This window comes from Paraburkholderia sp., from assembly GCF_026225065.1.
In the GTDB taxonomy this organism is placed as follows: Bacteria; Pseudomonadota; Gammaproteobacteria; order Burkholderiales; family Burkholderiaceae; genus Paraburkholderia.
In genome coordinates, this window is sequence record NZ_JAMFSB010000290.1 from 1 (window position 1) to 22785 (window position 22785).

The 22785-nt window shown below is 60.9% G+C and carries 22 protein-coding genes; 10 read left to right on the forward strand and 12 right to left on the reverse strand.

The annotated features are described in order from the left end of the window. Together M0954_RS20805 and M0954_RS20810 are read right to left on the reverse strand one after the other, a co-directional pair. Positions 1-823 (reverse strand): HAMP domain-containing protein (locus M0954_RS20805; RefSeq protein WP_297355242.1); only part of this gene is annotated, 823 nt, incomplete at its 3' end. Then, positions 820-1569 (reverse strand): response regulator transcription factor, encoded by a 750-nt coding sequence (locus M0954_RS20810; RefSeq protein ID WP_297355244.1) that lies wholly within the window; start codon positions 1567-1569, stop codon positions 820-822. The genes M0954_RS20805 and M0954_RS20810, both read right to left, overlap by 4 nt. Before the next feature lie 198 nt (positions 1570-1767). Here M0954_RS20810 and msrB point away from each other — a divergent pair, with 198 nt between their 5' ends. From msrB to M0954_RS20835, 5 genes are all read left to right on the forward strand, one after another. Beyond that, positions 1768-2280, forward strand: coding sequence for a peptide-methionine (R)-S-oxide reductase MsrB (gene msrB / locus M0954_RS20815; RefSeq protein WP_122157895.1), 513 nt, complete (start codon positions 1768-1770; stop codon positions 2278-2280). A 45-nt stretch (positions 2281-2325) separates the two neighbouring features. Further along, positions 2326-4251: a cytochrome c biogenesis protein DipZ gene (locus M0954_RS20820; protein ID WP_297355246.1), complete on the forward strand. Its 1926-nt coding sequence runs from the start codon at positions 2326-2328 to the stop codon at positions 4249-4251. A 104-nt stretch (positions 4252-4355) separates the two neighbouring features. Further along, complete coding sequence (msrA, locus tag M0954_RS20825) at positions 4356-5063, forward strand: peptide-methionine (S)-S-oxide reductase MsrA (RefSeq protein WP_297355253.1); 708 nt, start codon at positions 4356-4358, stop codon at positions 5061-5063. Positions 5064-5138: 75 nt separating this feature from the next. Then, positions 5139-5492, forward strand: coding sequence for a gamma-glutamylcyclotransferase family protein (locus M0954_RS20830; RefSeq protein ID WP_122157893.1), 354 nt, complete (start codon positions 5139-5141; stop codon positions 5490-5492). A gap of 36 nt (positions 5493-5528) precedes the next feature. Further along, positions 5529-6467: a glycoside hydrolase family 6 protein gene (locus M0954_RS20835; protein WP_122157892.1), complete on the forward strand. Its 939-nt coding sequence runs from the start codon at positions 5529-5531 to the stop codon at positions 6465-6467. 6 nt (positions 6468-6473) lie between these two features. Here the strand turns inward: M0954_RS20835 and M0954_RS20840 are convergent, their stop codons facing one another. Next, a complete protein-coding gene (locus M0954_RS20840) occupies positions 6474-7373 on the reverse strand; it encodes a LysR substrate-binding domain-containing protein (RefSeq protein WP_133893681.1) in 900 nt (299 codons plus the stop codon). Between the two features lie 105 nt (positions 7374-7478). Here M0954_RS20840 and M0954_RS20845 point away from each other — a divergent pair, with 105 nt between their 5' ends. Together M0954_RS20845 and M0954_RS20850 are read left to right on the forward strand one after the other, a co-directional pair. Next, entirely contained in the window at positions 7479-8783 is a 1305-nt protein-coding gene (locus tag M0954_RS20845; protein ID WP_122157890.1) for an MFS transporter, read from the forward strand. Between the two features lie 162 nt (positions 8784-8945). Next, on the forward strand, positions 8946-9191 hold the full coding sequence (locus M0954_RS20850) for a hypothetical protein (RefSeq protein WP_123386929.1): 246 nt from the start codon (positions 8946-8948) through the stop codon (positions 9189-9191). 65 nt (positions 9192-9256) lie between these two features. Here the strand turns inward: M0954_RS20850 and M0954_RS20855 are convergent, their stop codons facing one another. Together M0954_RS20855 and M0954_RS20860 are read right to left on the reverse strand one after the other, a co-directional pair. After that, complete coding sequence (locus tag M0954_RS20855) at positions 9257-10432, reverse strand: porin (RefSeq protein WP_297355247.1); 1176 nt, start codon at positions 10430-10432, stop codon at positions 9257-9259. A 394-nt stretch (positions 10433-10826) separates the two neighbouring features. Beyond that, on the reverse strand, positions 10827-11741 hold the full coding sequence (locus tag M0954_RS20860) for a LysR family transcriptional regulator (RefSeq protein ID WP_133893682.1): 915 nt from the start codon (positions 11739-11741) through the stop codon (positions 10827-10829). A 65-nt stretch (positions 11742-11806) separates the two neighbouring features. Between M0954_RS20860 and M0954_RS20865 the strand changes: the two genes are divergently transcribed. Together M0954_RS20865 and M0954_RS20870 are read left to right on the forward strand one after the other, a co-directional pair. Beyond that, positions 11807-13216 (forward strand): NCS2 family permease, encoded by a 1410-nt coding sequence (locus M0954_RS20865; RefSeq protein WP_297355248.1) that lies wholly within the window; start codon positions 11807-11809, stop codon positions 13214-13216. A 26-nt stretch (positions 13217-13242) separates the two neighbouring features. Next, entirely contained in the window at positions 13243-14337 is a 1095-nt protein-coding gene (locus M0954_RS20870; protein WP_122157885.1) for an adenosine deaminase, read from the forward strand. 27 nt (positions 14338-14364) lie between these two features. Here the strand turns inward: M0954_RS20870 and M0954_RS20875 are convergent, their stop codons facing one another. After that, complete coding sequence (locus M0954_RS20875) at positions 14365-15321, reverse strand: helix-turn-helix domain-containing protein (RefSeq protein WP_122157884.1); 957 nt, start codon at positions 15319-15321, stop codon at positions 14365-14367. 122 nt (positions 15322-15443) lie between these two features. On the opposite strand from M0954_RS20875, the gene M0954_RS20880 reads away from it, so the two are divergent. Beyond that, positions 15444-15962 carry a cysteine hydrolase family protein gene (locus M0954_RS20880; RefSeq protein WP_297355249.1) on the forward strand — a complete coding sequence of 173 codons (519 nt, stop codon included), beginning with the start codon at positions 15444-15446 and terminating at the stop codon, positions 15960-15962. A gap of 95 nt (positions 15963-16057) precedes the next feature. Here the strand turns inward: M0954_RS20880 and katG are convergent, their stop codons facing one another. The 6 genes from katG to M0954_RS20910 form a co-directional block, all read right to left on the reverse strand. Then, positions 16058-18238, reverse strand: coding sequence for a catalase/peroxidase HPI (gene katG, locus M0954_RS20885; protein ID WP_297355250.1), 2181 nt, complete (start codon positions 18236-18238; stop codon positions 16058-16060). Between the two features lie 214 nt (positions 18239-18452). Next, entirely contained in the window at positions 18453-19778 is a 1326-nt protein-coding gene (locus tag M0954_RS20890; protein ID WP_133893684.1) for an FAD-binding oxidoreductase, read from the reverse strand. Positions 19779-19857: 79 nt separating this feature from the next. Further along, entirely contained in the window at positions 19858-20298 is a 441-nt protein-coding gene (locus M0954_RS20895) for an ester cyclase (protein WP_122157880.1), read from the reverse strand. A 122-nt stretch (positions 20299-20420) separates the two neighbouring features. After that, a complete protein-coding gene (locus M0954_RS20900) occupies positions 20421-21308 on the reverse strand; it encodes a LysR family transcriptional regulator (protein WP_122157879.1) in 888 nt (295 codons plus the stop codon). Positions 21309-21408: 100 nt separating this feature from the next. After that, complete coding sequence (locus M0954_RS20905) at positions 21409-22164, reverse strand: aldolase (protein WP_297355251.1); 756 nt, start codon at positions 22162-22164, stop codon at positions 21409-21411. A 40-nt stretch (positions 22165-22204) separates the two neighbouring features. Continuing rightward, a partial coding sequence (locus M0954_RS20910) for an SDR family oxidoreductase (protein ID WP_297355252.1) occupies positions 22205-22785 on the reverse strand: 581 nt, incomplete at its 5' end.

Here is a 22785-nt window from a genome sequence, read left to right on the forward strand (position 1 = left end):
AAATGTTGGCGAGCAGTTCGCGCCGCTGCTGGTCCTGCCGCGTCAACGCGCGCCACTGTTCGCCGATGCGATCGGCCATCTGCGTAAAAGTCGCCTCCAGCACGGCGATTTCATCGCGCCGTCCCGCCGCGGATGAACGCGGCACCTTTGGCTGCGTATCCGGTTCACCGTTGGCATCGAACTGACGCATCGCCTCGGTCAGACGCCGCAGCGGCCGGGTGATGAAACCAAATGCCATCAAGCCTGCCACGAGGCACAGCAGCGCCACCAGGGCCATCGACCACAGCGTCGTCCGCAAAACCGAGCTGGCGGCCACGCGCGCCGCGAGCTGGTCGTGCGCCTCGCCCTGCAGCACGACGTAGATGTAACCCGAAGGCGGCTGCCCAGCCGTTTGCAATGGCGCGGCGCTGAACACCTTCCCCCCATCGAGGCTGCGGGGGTCGTCACCGAGGATCGGCAGCGCATCGCCGGCAATGAAGCGCCTGATTGGCGCGAGGTCGATCTGCTGGCGTTTGACGCGTCCAGCTGGCGCATCATCGCCTTGGATATGCCCCTGGTTGTCGAGCAGATAGACCTCGACGCTCGGATTGACTGCCATCAACTGACCGAACAATTGCCGCACCGCGTCGGGTCGCAGGCCGTTTGCATCCATCAGCGTCGCGCTGCCGGCAATGTGTGAGGCGAGATCGCGCGAGAGGCCCTGCACGACTTCCTTCTCGTGCAGATCGCTCGAGCGGATCTGCAGCCACGCAGACGCACCCGAACAGGCGAGCAAAAGCACCGAGAAGACGATCAGGAGTCGCTGGGTGAGCGTCAGGTTCACGATACGTCCTTCGGCCTGGAGTCTTGGGAAGAAGCCCCGTCCGACGGCGCCACGAGCTTGTAGCCGTGGCCCCAGACGGTCAGGATGCGCGAAGGCTGCGCCGGATCGGCCTCGATCTTCGCGCGCAGCCGGTTGATGTGCGTGTTGACCGTGTGCTCATACCCCTCGTGCTGATAACCCCAGACGGCGTTCAGCAGGTCCATCCGCGAAAACACCTTGCCCGGGTGCTGGGCGAAGAAATACAGCAGATCGAATTCGCGCGGCGTCAGCTCGATACGGCGGCCATCTACGGCCGCTTCACGCGTCAGCGGGTCGATCGTCAACCCGGCGATCTGCAGCGTACCGGCGTCGATCCGCGAGTCTTTCGCCATCGCATCGACGCGCCGCAGCAGCGCCTTCACCCGCGCCACCAGTTCGAGCACGGAGAACGGCTTGGCGAGGTAATCGTCGGCGCCCAGTTCCAGGCCGAGAATCCGGTGCACTTCGCTCGAACGCGCGCTGGTGATGATGATCGGCGTGTAGCGCGTCATCGCGCGGGCCCGCCGGCAGATTTCCAGGCCATCGACGCCGGGCAGCATCAGGTCCAGAATCAAGGCATCCCAGCCGCCCTGCTCGAGCAGCCGCAGGCCCTCGTTGCCGTCCGCGCTATGCACGACTTCGTAGCGTTCGTCGCGCAGATGCAGGCTCAGAACGTTGGCAATGTCGACGTCGTCCTCGACGATCAGTACGCGCTTCGGATGATCCATAGGGGGCTTCAAACGCCTGTCAGGCCGTGGTTGGAGGGGGTTCGGGCAAAGTGACGCAAGAACGCCGCGTTGCCCCCATTGTGCAAAATTTCCAGCCGGCGAGTTATCACATTTAATTTAACTTTCTGTGAGGACTTCGACACCGCCTCCGTCCTAGTATGGCGCCACTATCCTCAGACTGGCACCAAGGAGCATCTCATGCAAAGTCGCAGACGTTTTCTGTTCTCGGGCGGCGTAGCCGTGGCGGCGCTGGCCGCCGTCAGCCGTTTGCCGAAGCTGGCCGCGGCGCCGACCGACACCGGCACGCCGGCCAAGGCCTTCGAAGTGACTCACACGGACGTTGAATGGGGCAAGTTGCTGACCCCGTCGCAGTACAAGGTGCTGCGCGAGGAAGGCACAGAGCGCCCCTACTCCAGCCCGTTAAACGAAGAACATCGCACCGGGGTGTTTTCCTGCGCCGGATGCAAGCTCGACGCGTTCTCGTCACACACGAAATTCGATAGTCATACCGGATGGCCGAGCTTCTGGGCGCCGCTCGACCACGCCGTGGAAAAGCGTGAGGACAGTTCGTTCGGCATGTCGCGCACGGAAGTGCATTGCCGGCGCTGCGGCGGGCATCTCGGTCACGTCTTCGACGACGGCCCGAAGCCCACCGGCCTGCGCTATTGCATGAACGGCCTCGCCATGGAATTTACGCCGGCCGCCACCTGAACCCCAGCGGGCCAAACATAAGCCAATAATCTCTCTGGACTAGCCATGTTACTCATCGTTCTTGCCTATCTTGGCGGCGCCCTGACGATTCTCAGCCCGTGCATCCTGCCGGTGCTGCCGTTCGTCTTCGCGCGCGCCGATCAGCCATTCGTGCGCAGCGGCCTGCCCCTGCTCGCCGGCATGGCGCTCACGTTCGCTCTCGTGGCAACGCTTGCCGCGGTCGGCGGCGGCTGGGTGACCCAGGCCAACCAGTATGGCCGCTGGGTCGCCATCGCGCTGCTCGCCGTGTTCGGCCTAACCCTGCTGTTTCCGCGTTTTGCGGACCATCTGATGCGCCCGCTGGTGAGCGCCGGCAACCGCCTGTCGAACTTCGCCCAGGCCGATGGCCAGCAGGTGCGGGCAGGATCGTCGTTTCTGCTCGGGATTGCCACCGGCTTGCTGTGGGCACCGTGCGCAGGTCCGATTCTCGGTCTGGTGTTGACCGGTGCGGCGCTGCGCGGCGCGAGCGTTGGCACTACCCTGCTGCTGGTTGCCTATGCGGCAGGCGCGGCTACCTCGCTTGCGGTGGCGTTGCTGATCGGCGGACGCGTGTTCACGGCGATGAAGCGCTCGCTTGGCGCAGGGGAATGGGTTCGTCGTGGGATCGGCGCGGCGATGTTGTGCGGCGTGGTCGCGATTGCACTGGGTCTCGACACAGGCCTGCTGACTCGCGTGTCCACGGTAGCGACCGGTGGGATTGAACAGAAGCTGGTTGACCGGCTGGCGCCGCGCACGACGACGGCCGCCGCTAACCCCGTCGCTACTTCGGGCACGATGGCTGCATCGTCTGACAACGACGTGGTCACTACGGGCAACGCGATGGTTGCGACCTCGGGCAACGCGATGGTCGCGACCTCGGGCAACGCAATGGTTGCGAACTCGGGCAGCATGAAGGCGGCGTCATCCGGCAGCATGATGCGCGCTGCGCAACCCGTTAGCGAAAATGCACCGCCGTTGCCCGTCGAAGGCCAATTACCTTCGCTGAACGGCGCCGTCCAGTGGCTGAACTCGCCACCCTTGACCGCTCAGAGCCTGCGCGGCAAGGTCGTGCTGGTCGACTTCTGGACGTACTCTTGCATCAACTGCTTGCGCTCGCTGCCGTATGTCAAGGCGTGGGCTGAAAAGTATAAGGATCAAGGGCTCGTGGTGATCGGCGTGCACGCTCCGGAATTTGCCTTCGAGCGTAATATCGACAACGTGAAGAAGGCCACGCATGACCTCGGTATCGACTATCCGGTGGCAATCGACAACAACTACGCCATCTGGCGCTCGCTGAACAACGAATACTGGCCGGCGCATTACTTTGTCGATGCACAGGGACGCATCCGTTATCACCACTTCGGCGAAGGCGACTACGCGGAATCGGAGAAGGTCATCCAGCAGTTACTGGCCGAAGCAGGCCACGCGAACGCGACCAGTGTCCCGACGGGTTTGACCAGCACCAGCGTCATGGGCGTGGAAGCAGCGGCCGACAACTCCGATATGAAGTCGCCGGAAACCTATATCGGCTACTCGCGTGCCGAGAACTTCGCTTCACCCGGCGGCGAAGCACAAGACAAGTCGCACACGTATGCGGCACCCACACAGCTCTCGCTCAACGAGTGGGGTCTCGACGGCAAGTGGCGGGTCGGTAAAGAGCACGCGACGCTCGCCGCAGCGTCTGGAGGCATCGTCTACCGCTTCCATGCGCGCGATCTGCATCTGGTGCTCGGTCCGGACAAGGACGGCAAGCCCGTGCGGTTCCGCATCAGCATCGACGGCGCCGCGCCGGGCGCAGCACACGGTAGCGATGTAACGCCTGACGGCACGGGCACGGTGACGGAGCAGCGGCTCTATCAACTGGTGCGGCAGGGCGGCGACGTCAAGGATCACACCTTCTCGATCGAGTTTCTGGACCCAGGTGTCGAAGCTTACTCATTTACGTTCGGTTGATGCCGGGCGCGATGTCGATACGTTTGCAGTACCCAACACTCAAGACTTAACAGGTGATCATCGTGAGCAAAATCTCAGGCAAAGTGGCTTCGTCATCTCCGTTCGTGAAGCGTGCATCTTTCGCGAAGCTGGCAGGCGTTGCAGCGCTCGTCCTCGGCGCGGTCGCCGTGCAGCGCGTGGCAAACTCCGCGGAAGCGGCAACCCAGGTCCCGCCGCCCGCGCAGGACGAGAAAGTCACTGCGACCCATAGCGAAACCGCTGTGTTCGCCGGTGGTTGCTTCTGGGGCGTGCAAGGCGTGTTCGAACATGTGCGCGGGGTGAAACAGGTCGCGGCCGGCTATAGCGGTGGCGCGGCCGGCACCGCGCAATACGAGACCGTCAGCGGAGGCGATACCGGCCACGCTGAATCGGTGCAGATCACCTACGACCCAACGCAGATTACCTACGGCCGGCTGCTGCAGATTTTCTTCTCGGTCGCGCATAACCCGACCGAGCTGGATTACCAAGGCCCTGACCATGGCACGCAGTATCGTTCCGCCGTGTTCCCGGTCAATCCGGAGCAACGTACCGTCGCGCAGGCGTACATAGCGCAACTCGACAAGGCGCATGTGTTTTCGGAGCCGGTGGTCACGCGCGTGGAGAACTTCAAGGGCTTTTACCCCGCGGAAAACTATCATCAGAATTTCCTCGTGCTGCACCCCGATTACCCGTATATCGCCATCAACGATTTGCCCAAGGTGACCGATCTGAAGAAGATGTTCCCGGATCTCTATCGCAACGATCCGGTGCTGCTGAAGGTTGCCTCGTCGTAGAAGGGCACGTTACGCTGTATCCTCAGGAAGATGACGCTGTGCTTACGCAGGTAAGCGACACCTCTTGAGGACTTCATGACAACGCCCGCTCAATCGCCCGTGCTGCTCTTCTCGTACGGGACGCTACAGGACAAAGCCGTTCAACTCGCTAACTTCGGCCGCGAGTTGAACGGACGTCCGGATTCGATGCTCGGATGGGAGCAGACGTGGGTCGAAATCGTCGACCCGCAGGTGCTCGCCACCAGCGGCAAGACCCACCATCCGATCATCAAACCTGGCACTGATCCGCAGGCGGAGATCGCGGGGATGGTGTTTGAAATCACACCGGCGGAGCTGGAAGCGGCGGACCGGTATGAGGTGTCCGACTATAAGCGCGTGGAAGTAACGCTTAAGTCCGGTGCGCAGGCCTGGGTGTACGTTAGTGCGTGAGGGTCGCCACCCACCACCGCCTCTCTGTGACTAAAAATGAAAAAACGCTTCGCGCAAGTCGTTGGTATCGTGTTGGCCGCCCTGTTCGTCACGGGACAGACATGGGCCGCCGATTCGTTCTACGTCGATCCTAACTCCGAGCCGGCCGTATGGGCACGCAATCATGCAGACGATCCGCGTGCGGCAAAAATCAACGAGTCGATCACACGCGTTCCCACCGCCCAATGGTTCGGTAGCTGGAACAAGGACGTTCGCGCGGCGGTGAGTCAATTCGTGAATGCCGCCGATGCCGCACACCAGGTGCCGATCCTCGTCGCCTATGACATTCCGAACCGCGACTGCGGCGGCGCGTCTGCGGGCGGAGCCGCGGATGCCGACGCCTATCGCGCATGGATCGAAGCGTTCTCGCAAGGCATAGGCAAGAGCCAGGCGGTCGTTGTCGTCGAACCGGACTCCTTGGCGCAGTTCGACTGCCTGAAGACGACCGACGCACAGGACGCCCGGCTGAATCTGCTGAGCGATGCAGTATCGCGCTTGCGGCTCAACGCACCGGCGGCCGATATTTATCTCGACGCAGGCAATGCTAACTGGACGGCCGCCGATGTCATGGCAAACCGTCTGCACGATGCAGGTATCGGCGAGGCGAAGGGGTTTGCGTTGAACGTGTCGAATTTCTACCCGACTCAGGAATCGATCGCGTATGCGAACGCGGTGAATGGCGTGTTGGCGAGCCGGTTCGGCTACACGAAGCCAGTCGTGATCGATACCAGTCGCAACGGCAACGGTTCAAACGGCCAATGGTGCAATCCGGCCGGCGCGAAACTGGGCGAGCCGACAGGCGATGCAACAGGTCAGATCCTCCTTGCATGGATTAAAAACCCCGGTGATTCCGATGGGCCTTGTGGGGTTGGGCCGACGTTGAAGGCGGGAGTGTTTAGTCCCGATCTGGCGGTGCGGTTGATTGAAGGAAACTGAAAAACCCTACCGCACTCCCAATTCCCGCGCCAGCGTCATAAACAACGCCTCCTGCGGCGACAACTTCTCCGCGCGCAGCACCATCCACATGACGGAGCGCGCTGCTTTCCCACGTAATGGCCGGTATGCCACGCCGTCCACATTGATGTTGCGTAGAGACGCCGGCACGATCGCCACCCCGAGCCCGGCCGCCACCAACCCAACGATGGTGGGCGACTCCCGTGCCTCCTGGGCAAGCCGCGGCGCAAACCCCGCCTGCTGACACAACGCGATGATCTGGTCGTACACCCCCGTGCCACTCTCGCGCGGATACATCACGAAACCCTCGTCCTTCAGGGCTTCGATGGAAAGTGTACTTTCTCGCGCGGCAAGCGGATGCTGCGCAGGCAATACGACAACGAGCGCGTCCTCGAAAAGACGTGTGACTTGCAGCCATGACGGCAAATCCGGCGGCGTCATGCCGCGCACAAACGCCACCTCAAGCCGCCGCTCCACCATCGCGGTCAATTGCTGCTGAGTGGTCAGTTCCTCGAGCCGGAGGTGCACCTCCGGCAGACGGCAGCGGAATTCGAAAATCAACTTTGGGATGACCGAGCCGAAGGCAGCCGAGCCGGTAAAGCCGACACGCAGCTCACCGAGTTCACCCAGCTGGGCCCGCCGCGCGACCTCACCAGTGCGCTCCGCCTGCGCCACGAGTGCGCGCGCCTCAGGCAAGAGCGCCTTGCCGGCGGCCGTCAATTCCACGCGCCGGTTACTGCGCTCAAACAGGCGCGCACCCAGTTCGTCCTCCAATACCCGGATCTGCTGGCTCAGCGGCGGCTGCGCGATGTTCAGGCGTTGCGCAGCCCGCCCGAAATGCAACTCTTCGGACAGCACGATGAAATAGCGAATGCGGCGGAGATCCATGATATCGATTATGTATCAATTCCAGCCGAATCGATATTGGACTATGGAACGAGCCGGCGTCATTATTCAGTCTTAAAGGAAATGGCACACGGAGTGACTGGAATCATGGGAAAGCACGACGTCAACCTGCTGACGCCCAATACGATGGCCGCGACATTGGCCGCCAGCGAGGCGCCTCGCGCCCAAGGAGCGGCAGGCAAAATCGAGCACGGCACGCCGGCGTTCTGGCAAACCAATTTCGCCCTGTTCGCGGCGGGGTTCGCGACTTTCGCGTTGCTGTACTGCGTGCAGCCGCTGATGCCGCTCTTCTCCGCAGATTTTCATGTCAGCGCCGCAGGCGCGAGCCTCTCCCTTTCGCTGACAACCGGGCTGCTCGCGGTCACGATGCTCGTGGCAGGCGCGCTGTCTGAGGCGTGGGGCCGCAAGCCGATCATGGTTGCGTCGCTCATGCTCTCGGCGGTGCTTACAGTCGTCTGCGCCGCGGTGCCGCACTGGCCAACCTTCCTTGTCATGCGCGCACTGATGGGGGTCGCGCTCAGTGGCCTGCCGGCGGTCGCAATGGCTTATGTCGGCGAGGAGATGCATCCGCGTTCGCTCGGTCATGCGATGGGTCTGTACGTTGGCGGAACCGGCCTGGGCGGCATGGCGGGCCGTCTGTTGACCGGCGTCATAACCGATGTCTGGGGATGGCGTTCCGCGGTGCTGGTGATCGGCGTGCTTGGCATACTGAGTGCTGCGATCCTGTGGCGCTTCCTGCCGCCGTCGCGCCACTTCGAGAAGCGGGAACTGCGCCTTGCGCCGCTCGCGAGAGCCTTCGGCACGCACCTGCGCGACGGCGTTCTGCCGTTGCTGTTCGTCGAAGGCTTCCTGCTGATGGGCAGCTTCGTCACCGTGTACAACTACGTTGGCTACCGCCTGATTGCTGCTCCGTTCTCGTTGAGCCAAACGAAGATCGGCATGATTTTCGTGGTGTATCTGTTCGGTATCGTCAGCTCGGCCTGGGCAGGCAGTCTCTCCGGCAAGCTCGGACGGCGGACCGTATTGCTCGCCACGCTGATAGTGATGCTCGCTGGAACGGCCATGACGCTGTCGAACCAGCTCTGGCTCATTATCCTCGGTGTCACCGTCTTGACGATCGGCTTCTTTGGCACACACTCGATCGCCAGTGCATGGGTCGGCGCGAGAGCTCAGGTCAGCAAGGCGCAGGCGTCGTCGCTGTATCTGTTTGCGTACTACCTGGGGTCGAGCGTGGTCGGATCGCTCGGCGGGGTGTTCTGGAATCTGCATGGATGGCACGGCGTCGTTGCAATGGCTAGCGCACTGTTGCTGGTTGCGATCGCTATCGCGCTGTGCCTCTACCGCACGCCGACGCAACCTGCGCAAAGGACCGTTCCTGTGCCGAAGGACTGAGAAATGGCGTAAATCAGGCCACACCATTTCATCTGTAACGGAACTGATCACGTTTTATTGCCGGCTTCGCTGAAGTGATCGTGGGACCCGTGCTAGCATTTCCCACTGTCGTCGCGCTGTCGTTCGAGCGATCTAAGTTTCGTTGTGTGTCTGGAGGTTGTCGTGGCGTTGGAACATCGTGGCTTTCGAGTGAATGTTGACGTGGTGCCGGATGAACTCGGCGTGCAATGGGTGTGTCGGGCGGTGATCGAACGTATCGATGGCGATAGTAAAAAAGGCGCGCCAGTCGGCCCCGAATTGACCATCCCTCGGGTCAAGATCGATCCGTTGATGGCAATCAGCACGCTCGAGCATAGGTCCACGCTGTTGATCGACGAATTCTGCGAGCAGGGTCAAGCGGTAGCCTGATCGTACTGCGACATGCCTCAAGTTTTAGGCATGACGCCTGAAACCTGAGGCGTGGAACGACGCGCTCAGAAGTGCGTGAGAATGCCGGCAAACACGCCCGTTTGCGAACCACCAAAGTTCGGATCGGTCCGGCTATTGGCTGCACCGCTAGCGGGATCGTCCACGACATTTGCACCGTACGGATCGCTATAGCCGTCGCCCAGGCCAATATTGGACGTCGAGCTGTTGTGCACCGTCGCGACCTCCGAATAGAGCACGGTGCGCTTGGACAGTGCGTAGGTCGCCGTCAAGGTCCACAATGTCGCGTTACCGTTCCCATGGTTCGCGTTCGTATGATAAACGGCCGCGCCGAATCCGGTGGTAGCCGTCGCATTCCAGCGCGCGCCTATCCATTCCTGATCAACCGCTGTCGGCAAGGACACACCAGACGGGAGCGAGGTGGCAGCTTCGTCGCCGAAGTAGCCCTCGTCCGACGCTTGCGGTGCACTCAGGTGCTGATAGCCGCTATACAAAGTCACCGGCCCCACCGCCAGCGTGCCACCCGCCATCACCGAGCGTGAATTGACATAGACGTTATCGAACTCGCCGTTGCTGTCGCGGATCTCATCGTAGATCGCAAGCAAATGCGCGATGCCTGCGTCATAGCTCAACTCGATGCCGTCTGAACGCCCTTGTGCTCCGCCAAGCTGACCCGGGCCACTGCCTGGATCGCCCGAGTTCCAGTTCGGGCCATTGGTCAGCTCGTACTGTCCTTTGACTCGCAAGCCGCCCAGGGTCGGCGACGTATATTCGAATCCATTCGAGGCGTCCGACCAGTTACGGCCGCGCACAAGCGTCTGGATACCGTAAAGCATCATCAACTGCGGGTCGAGATCGAAACTGTCCTGCTGAAGTTCGTACGCACCCATATTGCCGACCTTGAAGGTACCCCACGTTGGGTTCGCGGCGCCGATCGTCGCCTGCCGGCTGAACAGCGTGCTACCAATACTCCCATCCAGAGAGTTGAAACCCGCCTCCAGTGTGAAGATAACCTTGGTGCCTCCGCCAATATCCTCTGAACCCTTCAGGCCAAAACGAGGCGTGTCCCAGTTGCCGGTTTCCATACTGAAGAGATTGCCCTGCGGCATTCCCGTCTGATACTGGATGCCCGTATCGATGCGGCCATACAGGGTGACGCTGCTTTGCGCGTAGACCGCGGCAGACGATCCCAGCAAAGACGCGAAGAGAAGCCACTTTTTCATAGAACAGGTCCCCGTTTCGGAAAGCATCGCTTTTTCAGGCAATAGAAGTGAAGGACGCTGCTAAACGAAGCGTCCATAAATTACAAAGGAATACTATTTAATTGGATCTACAGGAGGATCGATAAGCAATCGCTCTGGTGGCGACGACTCCTGCCAAACGGTCACGTCACCTGCCTACTGACCGCAGTGTATTTAGCCCGCTCGAAAAATAAAAACTTATTATTGTTATCCACCCATAAATTCAATTTATGGGTGGCGGGCTCGGCTTGACCGCTAGCGGCGGCTGTCGCCGGCCCATAAGCCCGATCTATACATCAATAAAAAAACAAAATTATTTTTTATTCACTGGATCCGTATAGTAGTGCTCAGTCGCTGTCGATCGGCGCGAAGGACTTCAGAAGTTCGCAGCAATCCATTCGCGGCACGCGCTTACGTGGGGTCCGCGGTCGTCGTCCGCGAGCGAGATCAGCGCGATGGCCCGCGTGACGCGCGGCTTGTCCAGCCGGAGCGCTATGAGTTCAGGATCGTGCAGATGCATCGTGTAGAAACTCGGCAGCACCGCAACGGCGAGACCGTTGCGCACGAGCGCATAGAGCGACTCGGTGTATTCCATGCGATACGCGACCGTCAGGCGCAGGTTTTCCGCCATGCCGGTACGTCGCAACGCGTCGCTCACGCTGCCGCGCACGAACACCGCAAGCTCCCGGTCCACCAGCTTGCTCCAGTCCACCGATTTGCGTCTGGCAAGCGGATCGTCGCGGCGAATCACGACGACGATCTCGTCTTCGAGCAGGTTCTGATAGCGCAGCGAGTCGTCGCTCTCCGCGCCGTCCGGTTCGTGCACGCCAATGCCGAAATCGGCCCGCCCTTCGCGGATCGCTTCGAGCAACGCGCTGTTCGGCATGTCCTCGAAGATGAAACGCAACGACGGTTCCCGCTCGCGCAACGGAGCGAGGACGTGCAACAGACGTCCCGCCACCGACGGGATCAGACTGATGCGCACCGACTGGGTCTGTTCGGCAAAGGTGCTCGCCATGTCGTCGAAGGTGCCGCGGGCGCTGTTCAGGAGGCGCTCGGCAAGCGGCAACACGCTCGCGCCGGCGTCGGTGAGGGTAAGCCGATGAGCGGAGCGTGCGAACAAAGGGCCGCCAAGCAGATTCTCGATCTGACGAATCGCGGCAGTCAGTGCGGGTTGTGTGAGCGAAAGCGACCGGGCAGCCTGCGTGAAACTACCCGCATGCGCGAGCACCACGAAGTACTGGATCTGCTTCAGGGTGAGCGCGGGCAGCAAAGACGAACGGGTAGCCATGGCGAGCGCCCTGATAGATACGATGCGCAGCAGTATAAAGTCGAACCGTAACAAGAGGAAAATTGATGAGTGAGGAATCTTCGATGTCGAGGCGCGTAAGCAGTAAAGCGGATGCATCGCTGTCTGCGAATCTGCCGGGTAACGCCGCCGCCTCTGCGCCGCCACCCGGTTGGCTCGAACGGCGCTTTGCGCTGCACGCACGAAACACCACGGTACGCACCGAGGCCCTTGCGGGCATCACGTCGTTTCTGGCGGCGGCGTACCTGCTCGTCGTCATCCCGTCGCTGCTGGCGATGGGCGGCATGGATCGCGGCGCGACGACCACGTCGACGATCATCGTGTTCGTTTTGAGCACTATTTTCATGGGGCTTTATACGAACATGCCGTTTATGGTCGGGCCGGGCATAGGCGGGGCGGTGATTCTTGGTGTCACGTTGGCCAACGAGCACGTTGCATGGCAAACGGGCCTCGGGATTGCCTTCATTTCCGGACTGCTGTTCCTCATTCTGACGCTAGTCGGCGCGCGCAGTCTGGTAGTGCGGTTGATTCCGGCGCAGATCAAGCTGGGGCTTGGCGCGTCGATAGGCCTGTTCATCGCCGTGCTCGGCTTTCGCAACGCAGGAATGGTCTTCGCCAATGCGAAAACCAATGCATTAGCGCTCGGAGATTTTTCGCGGCCTGGCACGGTGGTCGCATTGATCGGTCTCGCGGCTGCCGTCGTGTTGCAAGGACGCCGAGTGCCTGGCGCGATTCTCTGGGCGATACTGATTGCGGCGGGCGTCGGCGTGCCGCTTGGCGTCACGCACCTGCCGCCGTCGTTGATCGCGCTGCCTCACGACATCATGCCGGTGTCGTTCAAGCTCGATATTCCCGGCGCGTTGACGGTGGCAGCCATACCGTATCTGTTCGTTTTCTTCGCCGCCGAGTTCTTCTCGACGCTAGGAACAACCCTAGCCGTCGGCGCCAAAGCGAATCTGCTGGACGAGAACGCCAACCTGCCGAATATCAACCGGCCGTTTCTGGTCGACTCCATCGCGGCCACGCTGGGTCCCGTGTTGGTTGTTCCAGCGCTAACGGCATTGGTAGAGTCGGCGGCGGGTGTTGAAGCCGGTGGCCGCAGCGGTCTATCTTCATTGGCTGCGGCTGCAATGTTCGCGCTGATGCTGCTGTTTGTGCCGGTCGCGCTCGCGATTCCCAAGGAAGCTACCGCGCCTGCGCTGATCCTGATTGGCCTGTCGATGTTCAGCACCATCCGCAACGCGCATTTCGACGACTTCACGGATGCGTTTCCGGTCCTCTCGATGGTGCTGCTCACGCTGATGTCGAACAGCTTTGGCACCGGCATCGCGGGCGGCCTGCTTTGCTTCGTGCTCGTCAAGCTGCTTGCCGGACGCTTTCGCGAAGTGCCTTGGGGGCTCATCATACTAGCCGTTCCCCTCGGTTATTATTTCTGGACCGTGGTCAAGCATCACTAATTCCGCCCTACACGAACACCTGGAACATGAACGAGAGATTTGGCAACGTGCCCGCTTCCCGTACCGGCGTCACGATTACGCCTGCACACAGGGACTTCTTTAACGCGATTCCAAAAGTCGAATTGCATTGCCACCTGCTGGGCGCCGTGCGGCAGGAGACGTTCATCGCGCTGGCGGAAAAGAGCAAGGCTCCCATCCAGCGCGGCGAGATCGATTCGTTCTACACGCGCGGTGAAAAGCCGGTGGGCGTATTGCGTGTATTGCGTGCGCTCGACGAATATCTTTTGACCGGCCCGGACGATTTGCATCGTATAACTTACGAATATCTCGCAGACGCCGCGGCACACAACGTTCGTCATAGCGAATTCTTCTGGAATCCGACTGGGACGGTGAGAGTATCGAAGATCGCATACGGCGATGCGCAAGCGGCCATCGTTACAGCGATCCGCGACGCAGCGACCGATTTCGGACTTTCCGCACGACTGATACCGAGCATCGATCGCGAAGCCGATCCTGATGAAGCGGTGGCTCTGGTGGAATGGATGAAGCAGCATCGCGCCGATGAAGTCGCCGGCGTAGGTATCGATTACCGCGAAAACGACCGGCCACCCGAGTTGTTCTGGAAAGCCTATCGCAACGCGCGCGAGGCGGGCTTCAAGACCACCGCGCACGCCGGCGAGTTCGGCATGCCCTGGCGCAATGTCGAAACCGCGGTGGACCTGCTCAAGGTGGATCGTGTCGATCATGGCTATACGATCGTCGACAACCCCGAACTGGCCGCGCGCTACGCGGAATCCGGAATCGTCTTCACTGTCGTTCCGACCAACTCCTACTATCTGCGTACGCTGCCACCTGAGCAATGGGCGCAGCGTCATCCGATTCGTCAAATGCCGGAACTCGGCCTGAAGATCCACCCGAATACCGACGATCCAACCTTGCACAAGATCAATCCGAGCGAGGCGTGGGAATTGATGTTCAGCCACTTCGGCTTTGGCATCGACGATCTGCGCGGCTTTATGTTGAATGGGATCGACGGCGCATGGGTCGACGCGACGACGCGGGAGGCATGGCGCAAGCAATGGACAGGGGAATTCGACGCACTAGCTACGACCTTGGCCTAGACGCCTGCGAAACAGGAGGCAAACGAATCACTCGTCCTGACCTTTGAAACTCTGCCGCCACGCCGTCGGCGAGACACTAAACGCTCGCCTGAAGTGAAGCCGCAGCGACTCCGGTGATCCAAAACCGGCAAGCACCGCAATCGCATCCACTGAGTGGTCACTGGTCTCCAGCAATCGCTGCGTCAAGGCCAGTCGCTCGTTCAGCAGCCACTCGCCGACTGTCATGCCGGTCAATTGCCGGAATTGCCGGGTGAAGGTGCGGCGAGTCATCAATGCCTCGCCGGCAAGACTGTCGAGTGTGTGAGCCTCATCCAGCGTGCCGCGTACCTGATCGATCAACCCTGACAGTCGCGATTCTCTCGCGGTCGCCGGCATAGGCTGTTCGACGAATTGCGCCTGACCGCCCTGACGATGCGGCGGCACGACGAGGCGTCGCGCCAGGCTGTTGGCGGACTCGGTCCCGTAACGCTGGCGCACCATGTGCAAACAGCAGTCGATGCCCGCCGCAGTACCCGCGGAGGTCAGCACGTTGCCGTCCTCCACATACAGCACATCAGCGTTCACCGTGACCGTGGGATAGCGTTGCGCGAAATCGCGCGCATACGCCCAATGCGTCGTGGCACGACGCCCGTCGAGCAGTCCCGCTTCAGCCAGCACATAAGCACCAAGACAGAGGCCGACGATCTGCGCGCCTCGTCGCTGTGCGGCCACCAACGCCTTCAGAAGCGGTTCCGGCGGACGTTCCTCTATGTCACGCCAGGTCGGAACGATAATCGTATCCGCCGTCCTCAAAGCAGACAAACCGTGATTGACGCCGAGCGAGAAACCAGCCGTCGTATTGATGACGCCAGGCTCGGCCGCACAAACCTTGAACTTGACGGGCGGCATGCCCGGGTGGGGCTCACCGAAGACAACACAAGGCACGGAGAGGTGAAACGGACTGATCCGGTCGAATGCTACGACGGCGATGGTGGGTTGGGACATGAATGCACCTGACGACGAACCGACGATGGCCCGATCTTACCGGATATTGTCATGACGGCCACTTCCGTTGAAAGGCCGGATGGCGAAGAATGCATCTATCCCGACCTCACCTGGAGTCCATCGTGTCCAAACAAACCCTGATCGTCATAGACCTGCAGAACGATTACTTCCCTGAAGGCAAATTCCCGCTATGGAACGCCGACGCCACTTTGGCCAAAACCGAAACTGCGATCGCGCAGGCCCAGGCGAAGGACATTCCCGTTGTTCTGATCCAGCATATTGCTGACAAGGCGAAGGGTGTTGCACCGTTCTTCAACGAAGCGACGCCAGGCGTGGAGATTCACCCACGCATACTCGCGGCTGCGCCGGACGCACCTGTCGTCGTCAAGTCCTTTGCTGACGCGTTCCACCGCACGACACTGGAGGAAACGTTGACGCGATTGAATGCCGAAGAACTTCTGATCTGCGGAATGATGACGCAGAACTGCGTGACGCACACGTCGATCTCGAAGGCAGCGGAGAAGTATTCCGTGAAGATTCTGGCCGATTGCTGCACGACCGTAACCGAGATGATCCACCTGATCGCGCTTAGCGGTGTATCGACGCGCGTTGAATTGGTGCAAACGAAGGACGTGCTCTGATCGGGCCGCGTGGCCGCGCAAAAAAAAAGCGGCCGGTCATGGCGACCGGCCGCTTCACACTTCAGCACAAGATCTTTAAGACCTGACCTCCAGGCTCAAGCAAGGTCAAAACGATCGCTGTTCATCACCTTGTTCCAGACCGCCACAAAGTCATGAACAAACTTCTCCTGGGCATCCGCGCTCCCATAAACTTCGGAGAAAGCCCGAAGCTGCGAGTGTGAGCCGAAGATCAGATCGACACGCGTGCCGGTCCACTTGAGTGCACCCGTTGCACGATCACGACCTTCGAACACATCGTTAGAGTCCGATACCGGCTTCCACTCCGTGTCCATATCGAGCAGATTTACGAAGAAGTCATTGGTCAACGCTTCCGGACGCTTCGTGAAGACACCATGTTGGGTCTGGCCGAAGTTGGTGTTCAGAACACGCAAGCCGCCCAGAAGCACCGTCAGCTCCGGCGCGGTCAGCGTCAGCAATTGCGCCTTATCCACCAGCAGCGCTTCGGCCGTGACCGTGTATTTGCCCTTCAGGTAGTTGCGGAAGCCATCTGCAAGCGGTTCGAGCACCGCGAAGGCATCCACATCGGTTTGCGCCTGTGAGGCATCCGTGCGGCCCGGCGCAAACGGAACCTTCACGTCGTGGCCCGCATTCTTCGCCGCCTTTTCGACGCCAGCACAACCGGCCAGCACGATCAGATCGGCAAGCGAAACCTGCTTGCCGACCGTGTGCGCGCCGTTGAACTCACGCTGGATACCCTCGAGCGTCTCGAGCACTGTCGCCAGTTGAGCCGGCTGATTGACTTCCCAGTCTTTCTGCGGGGCGAGACGGATGCGGGCACCGTTTGCACCGCCACGCTTGTCGGAACCGCGGAACGTCGACGCCGACGCCCAAGCCGTCGAAACCAGCTGCGAGACCGGCAACCCTGAAGCGAGGATCTTGCTCTTGAGTGCGGCGATGTCCTGCTCATCGATTAATGGGTGATTGACCGCAGGCACAGGGTCTTGCCAGAGTAGCTCCTCTTTCGGCACTTCCGGACCGAGATAACGTGCGAGCGGCCCCATGTCGCGGTGCGTCAGCTTGAACCACGCCCGGGCAAACGCGTCGGCCAACTGATCCGGATTTTCGAAGAAGCGTCGTGAAATTTTCTCGTAAGCCGGATCGAAGCGTAGCGCGAGGTCCGTGGTCAGCATGGACGGCGCGCGCGGCTTTGACGGGTCCTGCGGATCGGGCACAGTACCCGCACCCGCGTCGCCCTTCGGCTTCCATTGATGCGCACCAGCCGGGCTCTTCGTCAGTTCCCATTCGTAGCCGAACAGGTGCGTAAAGAAGTCGTTGCTCCACTTCGTCGGCGTGGTGGTCCAGGTGACTTCCAGACCGCTGGTGATGGCGTCACGCCCTTTGCCGCTGGCATAGCCGCTCTTCCAGCCAAACCCCTGCTGCTCGAGCGGGGCCGCTTCCGGCTCAGGGCCCACAAGCGTCGCGTCGCCGGCGCCGTGGGTTTTACCAAACGTATGGCCGCCGGCGATAAGCGCAACCGTCTCTTCGTCGTTCATCGCCATGCGGGCAAACGTCTCGCGAATATCGCGGGCGGCCTTGAGCGGATCGGGATTGCCGTTCGGACCTTCCGGATTGACGTAAATCAGGCCCATCTGGACTGCGCCAAGCGGGTTTTCGAGGTCACGATCGCCGGTATAGCGCTTGTCGTCGAGCCACTTGGTCTCAGTGCCCCAATACACGTCGCCATCCGGTTCCCACGAGTCCTCGCGGCCGCCGGCGAAGCCGAACGTCTTGAATCCCATCGACTCCAGCGCGACGTTGCCGGTCAGGACGATGAGGTCGGCCCAGGAGATTTTTTTGCCATATTTTTGCTTGACCGGCCAGATCAGCCTGCGCGCCTTGTCGAGGCTCACGTTGTCGGGCCAGCTATTGAGCGGCGCAAAGCGCTGCTGACCGCCGCCGGCGCCACCACGACCGTCGGCAATGCGGTAGGTACCCGCGCTGTGCCATGCCATACGAATAAACAAGGGTCCGTAATGGCCGAAGTCCGCCGGCCACCAGTCCTTTGAATCGGTCATTACCGCGAGGAGATCCTTCTTTACGGCCGCCAGATCGAGACTCTTGAACGCTTCAGCGTAGTTGAAGTCCTTGTCCATGGGGTCGGACAGAGACGAATGCTGGTGCAGGATTTTCAGGCTTAGCTGATTGGGCCACCAGTCTCGGTTCGACGTGCCGCCACCAGCGGTGTGGTTAAACGGGCACTTCGTTTCAGTCGACATGCGCTTTCTCCTTGAGATCGTTTTCACTCAACTGCTCGGCTAAGGTTCAAGTACTCAACCCAGTTTAGCGTCCAGGCATCACCTGCGAGCATTAATTCTTCTAAACGGACTGATAGCCGAACCAGGTGACGGTTTCAAGGTGCAGGTGCAGCAAAAACGCCGGTGCCAATATCTTTGCACCTCGTCGATGCAGTGGCGCCGGAGTCGGTTTCTTTCAAAAATCCGCCACTTTGCCCCAGGAGGAATCGCGGAATCGTGCCGGATTGTACGGACGAGGATCGACGATCGGATCGCTGCCGGTGACAAGATCAGCGACAAGGTGACCTGCGCCAGGTCCGATGCCAAAGCCATGTCCGCTAAAGCCCGCTGCCAGACATAGACCGGGCACCGCATCGGTTTCGCCGATCGCCGGCACACCATCGGGGGTGGTGTCGATATATCCCGCCCATGACGCCGTAATGACGCGGTCCTTAAGCGCCGGAAAGAGATCCGTCGCGCGTTTGTGAGTCAACCGGATCGTGGACTCATCGACAATCGGGTCCAGAATCCGCATCTTCTCCATTGGAGTGGGCTGATCGAGGCGCCAATGCGATATGCCTTCGTGGCCAGAGCGAAAACCTTCCAGCCCACCGGGCGCGAGACTGCGCCAGCGGCGCGCGAACATCGGCACGAATCGGGACGCATAGAGCAGTTGCTGCAGCGTCGGGTCGACGCGGCCCAAGCCGCTGATCGCCAATGTATGTCCACCATCGCCACGCCTGGTGAGAGAGACGGCGGCTGTATGCAGCGCATCCGGCAACTCGCCCTGGCCCGACGATACCGAAAGGATCGACGAGCGGATGCTCGTCTGAGGAAAACGGATGCCGAGTTGTCGACAGAAAGACGAGGCCCACGCTCCACCCGAGAGCACCGCGATTCTGGTGCGAATCGTGCCGTGCTCCGTGACGACACCGCACACACGTCCACCCGCCGTTTCGATGCCGCGTGCCGCGCAATTCTGGTGAACGGTACCTCCGAGTTTCAACACGGCCCGCGCGACGGCCGGAGCCGCATTGGCCGGGTCCGCGACGCCGTCGGTCGGGGCGAGCACCCCGCCCTTCCAGCTTCGTCCGGTGGCCTGCCCGCGTTGGCTGGCTTCCTTGCTATCGAGCATGCGCGTAACGACACCTACCGTCCCGGCAAAATCGCACCAGCTCGACCATTTGGAAAGTTCTTCATCGCTGTTGCTGAGATAGAGCAGACCGCACCGGCGAAACCCTGCGGACTCTCCGCTCTCAGCCGAGAATTGCTCCCACAAGCCGAGGCTTTTGGTTGCCATGGGCAACTCGCGCGCGTCGCGGTTCTGTTGACGGCACCATCCCCAATTGCGACTGGATTGCTCCGCGCCCACCAGCCCCTTCTCAAGCAATGCGACTTTCAGTCCACGCTTCGCGAGAAAATACGCGGTGAACACTCCAACGATGCCGGCCCCGATCACAACCGCGTCCGCGCTATCAGGCAAGGTTGGAGTCGTGTCTATACGTGTCAACGGTGCGCGCATCAGCAGCTAGCTCCTGGTCCAGTTTCCGTGTTTGCTGCTTTTCTCAAGGGCTCGCCCCGTCCCGACGTGGCGATACAGATCAATCGCCCGGAGCCCCTTGAGGAAACGCTCCGAGCTGCCTGAATACCGAAAGCCAGTCTTCGATATGCCAGGTTTTCACGACCACGCCACCACGGATCTCATGAAAGGAATGAATCGCAAATCTCACTGGCTTTGCGGTTGCCTCGATACCGAGCAGCTTGCCTGACTGCGTGCCGCTCACTTCAGCCCGGACGGCAACGCGATCACCGTGAATGAGGACGTCCAGCAGCTGGATGGACATGTCGGGCAACGCCGTGTCGATCCTTGCGAAGACTGTGGCCATCTGATCCGGTCCCGGCAGGGCTCCCGCAGGCTCGGGAATGTACTCCCAATCGGCGGCGACCACCTGACGCAACAGCTCGACGCTCCTGCGCGAAAACGCTTCGTAAAGCCGAGCAATCAAGTCCCGGGTTGCCTGCTCATCCAAAACGGTATTCATGGTGACGCCTCCGGGCGACAAGAGTCTTGATTGATCACTGAAACGGAACACACCTGATGCAGTATGCAGCGCTCTCCATAAGATAGCGCAATCTAGTCGTCAACGTCACAGCGTGGAGGGCGCTACGCTGCCGGTGCGCTTGCGCGAGCAATCTCGAGAATCAGCGAGGTCATCGCCGAAAGCGGCCGGCCGCGCCGGGTGATGGCGACGATGCGCCGGCGCATCACCGGCTGCTCGATCGGGATACGTTTGAGTTCGTATTCGCGCAGCAGCTTTTCAGGAATCAGACTGGGCAAGATGCATTGACCGTTGGTCAGTGAAACGAGTTTGAGCATCGCATCCACTGTCTCGACTTCGGCCGCGACAGTGGCATTGAAAGCCCGGCTATGCAGCATACGGCGCAGCGCATAACCCGCGGGAAAGACGACCAGCGGAGGTGTCTCTTCATTCAACGAGACGCTAGCGAGCGTCGCAAACCGCGAATTCTCGTGGACGACAAAACACATTTCCTCCTCAAACAGCGGCGTGATTTCCAGTTCGTCGGAGGCGACCGCCGAATCGTAGACAAAGCCGATCTCCGCGCGGCCCGCCTCGACCAGTTCGACCACGCCGGGCGAACTGCGCCCGAGCAACGAGACATTCGCTTTCGGCCGCTGCGCCATGAATCGCGCCACTACCTCGGCCATGAAGTAGTAGCTCAGCGTATGAATGGTGGCAACGTTCAGGCTGCCGGCGGTCACACCGTGCTGGTCGCGCAACTGTACCAACGTGCTGTCAACCAGCTGATACGCGGACGAGGCGGCCTCCAGTAGTTTCTGTCCGGCCTCGGTGGGCTCCACGCCCCGCCCGTGCCGCACAAAGAGCGGTTGGCCGATGTAGCTCTCGAGGCTCGAAAGCTGCCGGCTCAGACCCGATTGCGTCAGCGATAACGCCTCGGCCGCAGCGGACAGCGACTTGCTGTTCGCGATCTCAACAAACAGGCGCACTTGATGATCGACGTTGGCTTTCATTCGGTCTTCCTGGCATTGCGTGCGGCTGAACAGCGCCGCAACCTTAAGCGATTCGCGCTTCTCCTACCTGCACTATGCCACGCCTAATGAAACTGCCCGCTTACGTCCGGTCCGCCTGGCGGCACCAGTAATCGAACGTACCCTTCACGATCGATTGCTTCAGCAGATAATCGTGTGCCTCTGCTGCGAGGTCGTCGGGCACCGGCGTAATTGGACCAAACACCCGCGCCCGCACCTGCATGCGAGCCGCCCGCTCCAAGTACACAGCAAGATAAGTTGCCTCTTCGACGTAAGCACCCGTCGTGAGCTGGCCATGATGCGCCAGCAAGATGCAACGCTTGTCGCCCAGCGCCTCTGAAATGATCACCCCTTCCTGATCGGCGATCGGTACACCGGGCCAATCCGCCAGAAACGCGCAGTCGTTATGCAAAGGCGTCATGTCCATCTGCGCGATCACCAGCGGCTGACGCGCTGCGACCAACGCGGACACATACGGCGAATGCGTGTGGATGATCGCATTCGTCTGCAGCCGCGCTTCGTAGACCCACAGATGAAAACGCGTCGCGGGATTCGCCATCCCCTTGCCGCTAATCGTGTTCAGGTCGGCATCGACCTCGATGAAATCATCGGGCGTCGCTTCATCGAAGCCCAAACCGAAACGCAGCGTCCAATAGCATCTCGGCTTGTCTGAACGGGCCGTGATCTGCCCGGCCAGCCCCGCTTCCTGGCCCGTCATCGCGAGGATGCGACAGGCATACGCCAGCCTCTCCTGAAGCGTCCGGTCCGCCGGCTTCAGATTCTCCTTCATCTCCTGAGTCGCGCGTTCGTCAAAATAATGTTTTGCTCGCAATTCCATGACTGCCTCCGTTGCCCAAAGTCCTTTAACCGTCTGAAGGTCAAACGCCTTTGATTTCGCCGCCATCCATCCGCAGCGCCGAGCCCACCATCCAGCGGCCCGCTGGCGACAGCACGAACGCCATCAATTCCGCGATGTCCTCAGGGTCGCCGTAGCGCGTAATACCCACTTGCGCCGGAAACTTCTCGAGCGCTTCTTCGAGCGTCATGCCATGCGCCGGCGCGTACTTCTCCATATACGTGCGGCGACGATTGGTCATCACCGGGCCAGGCAGCACGCTATTGACCTGCACGCCATCTGCAATGCCTCGATCCGCGAAAGCCTTGGCCATCGCGACGATCGCTGCGTTGACCGTCCCGACCGCGCCGTAACCCGACTTCGGCGCCTGCGCCGAATTTCCCGATGTGAAAATCACCGAGCCTTCCGACTTCTTGAGCGACTCCCACGCGTGAACTGCAAGTCGCCGCGCACCATGTAATTTCAGGGCAAAACCGTCGTCCCACTGCTCGTCCGTCATGTCGAGGACGTCGATCTGGGGAACGGCCCCGGCGATATTGACCACCGCATCGATACGCCCGAACTTCGCCAGCGTCTGGTCGACGGTTTCCTTCGCGGCGGCCG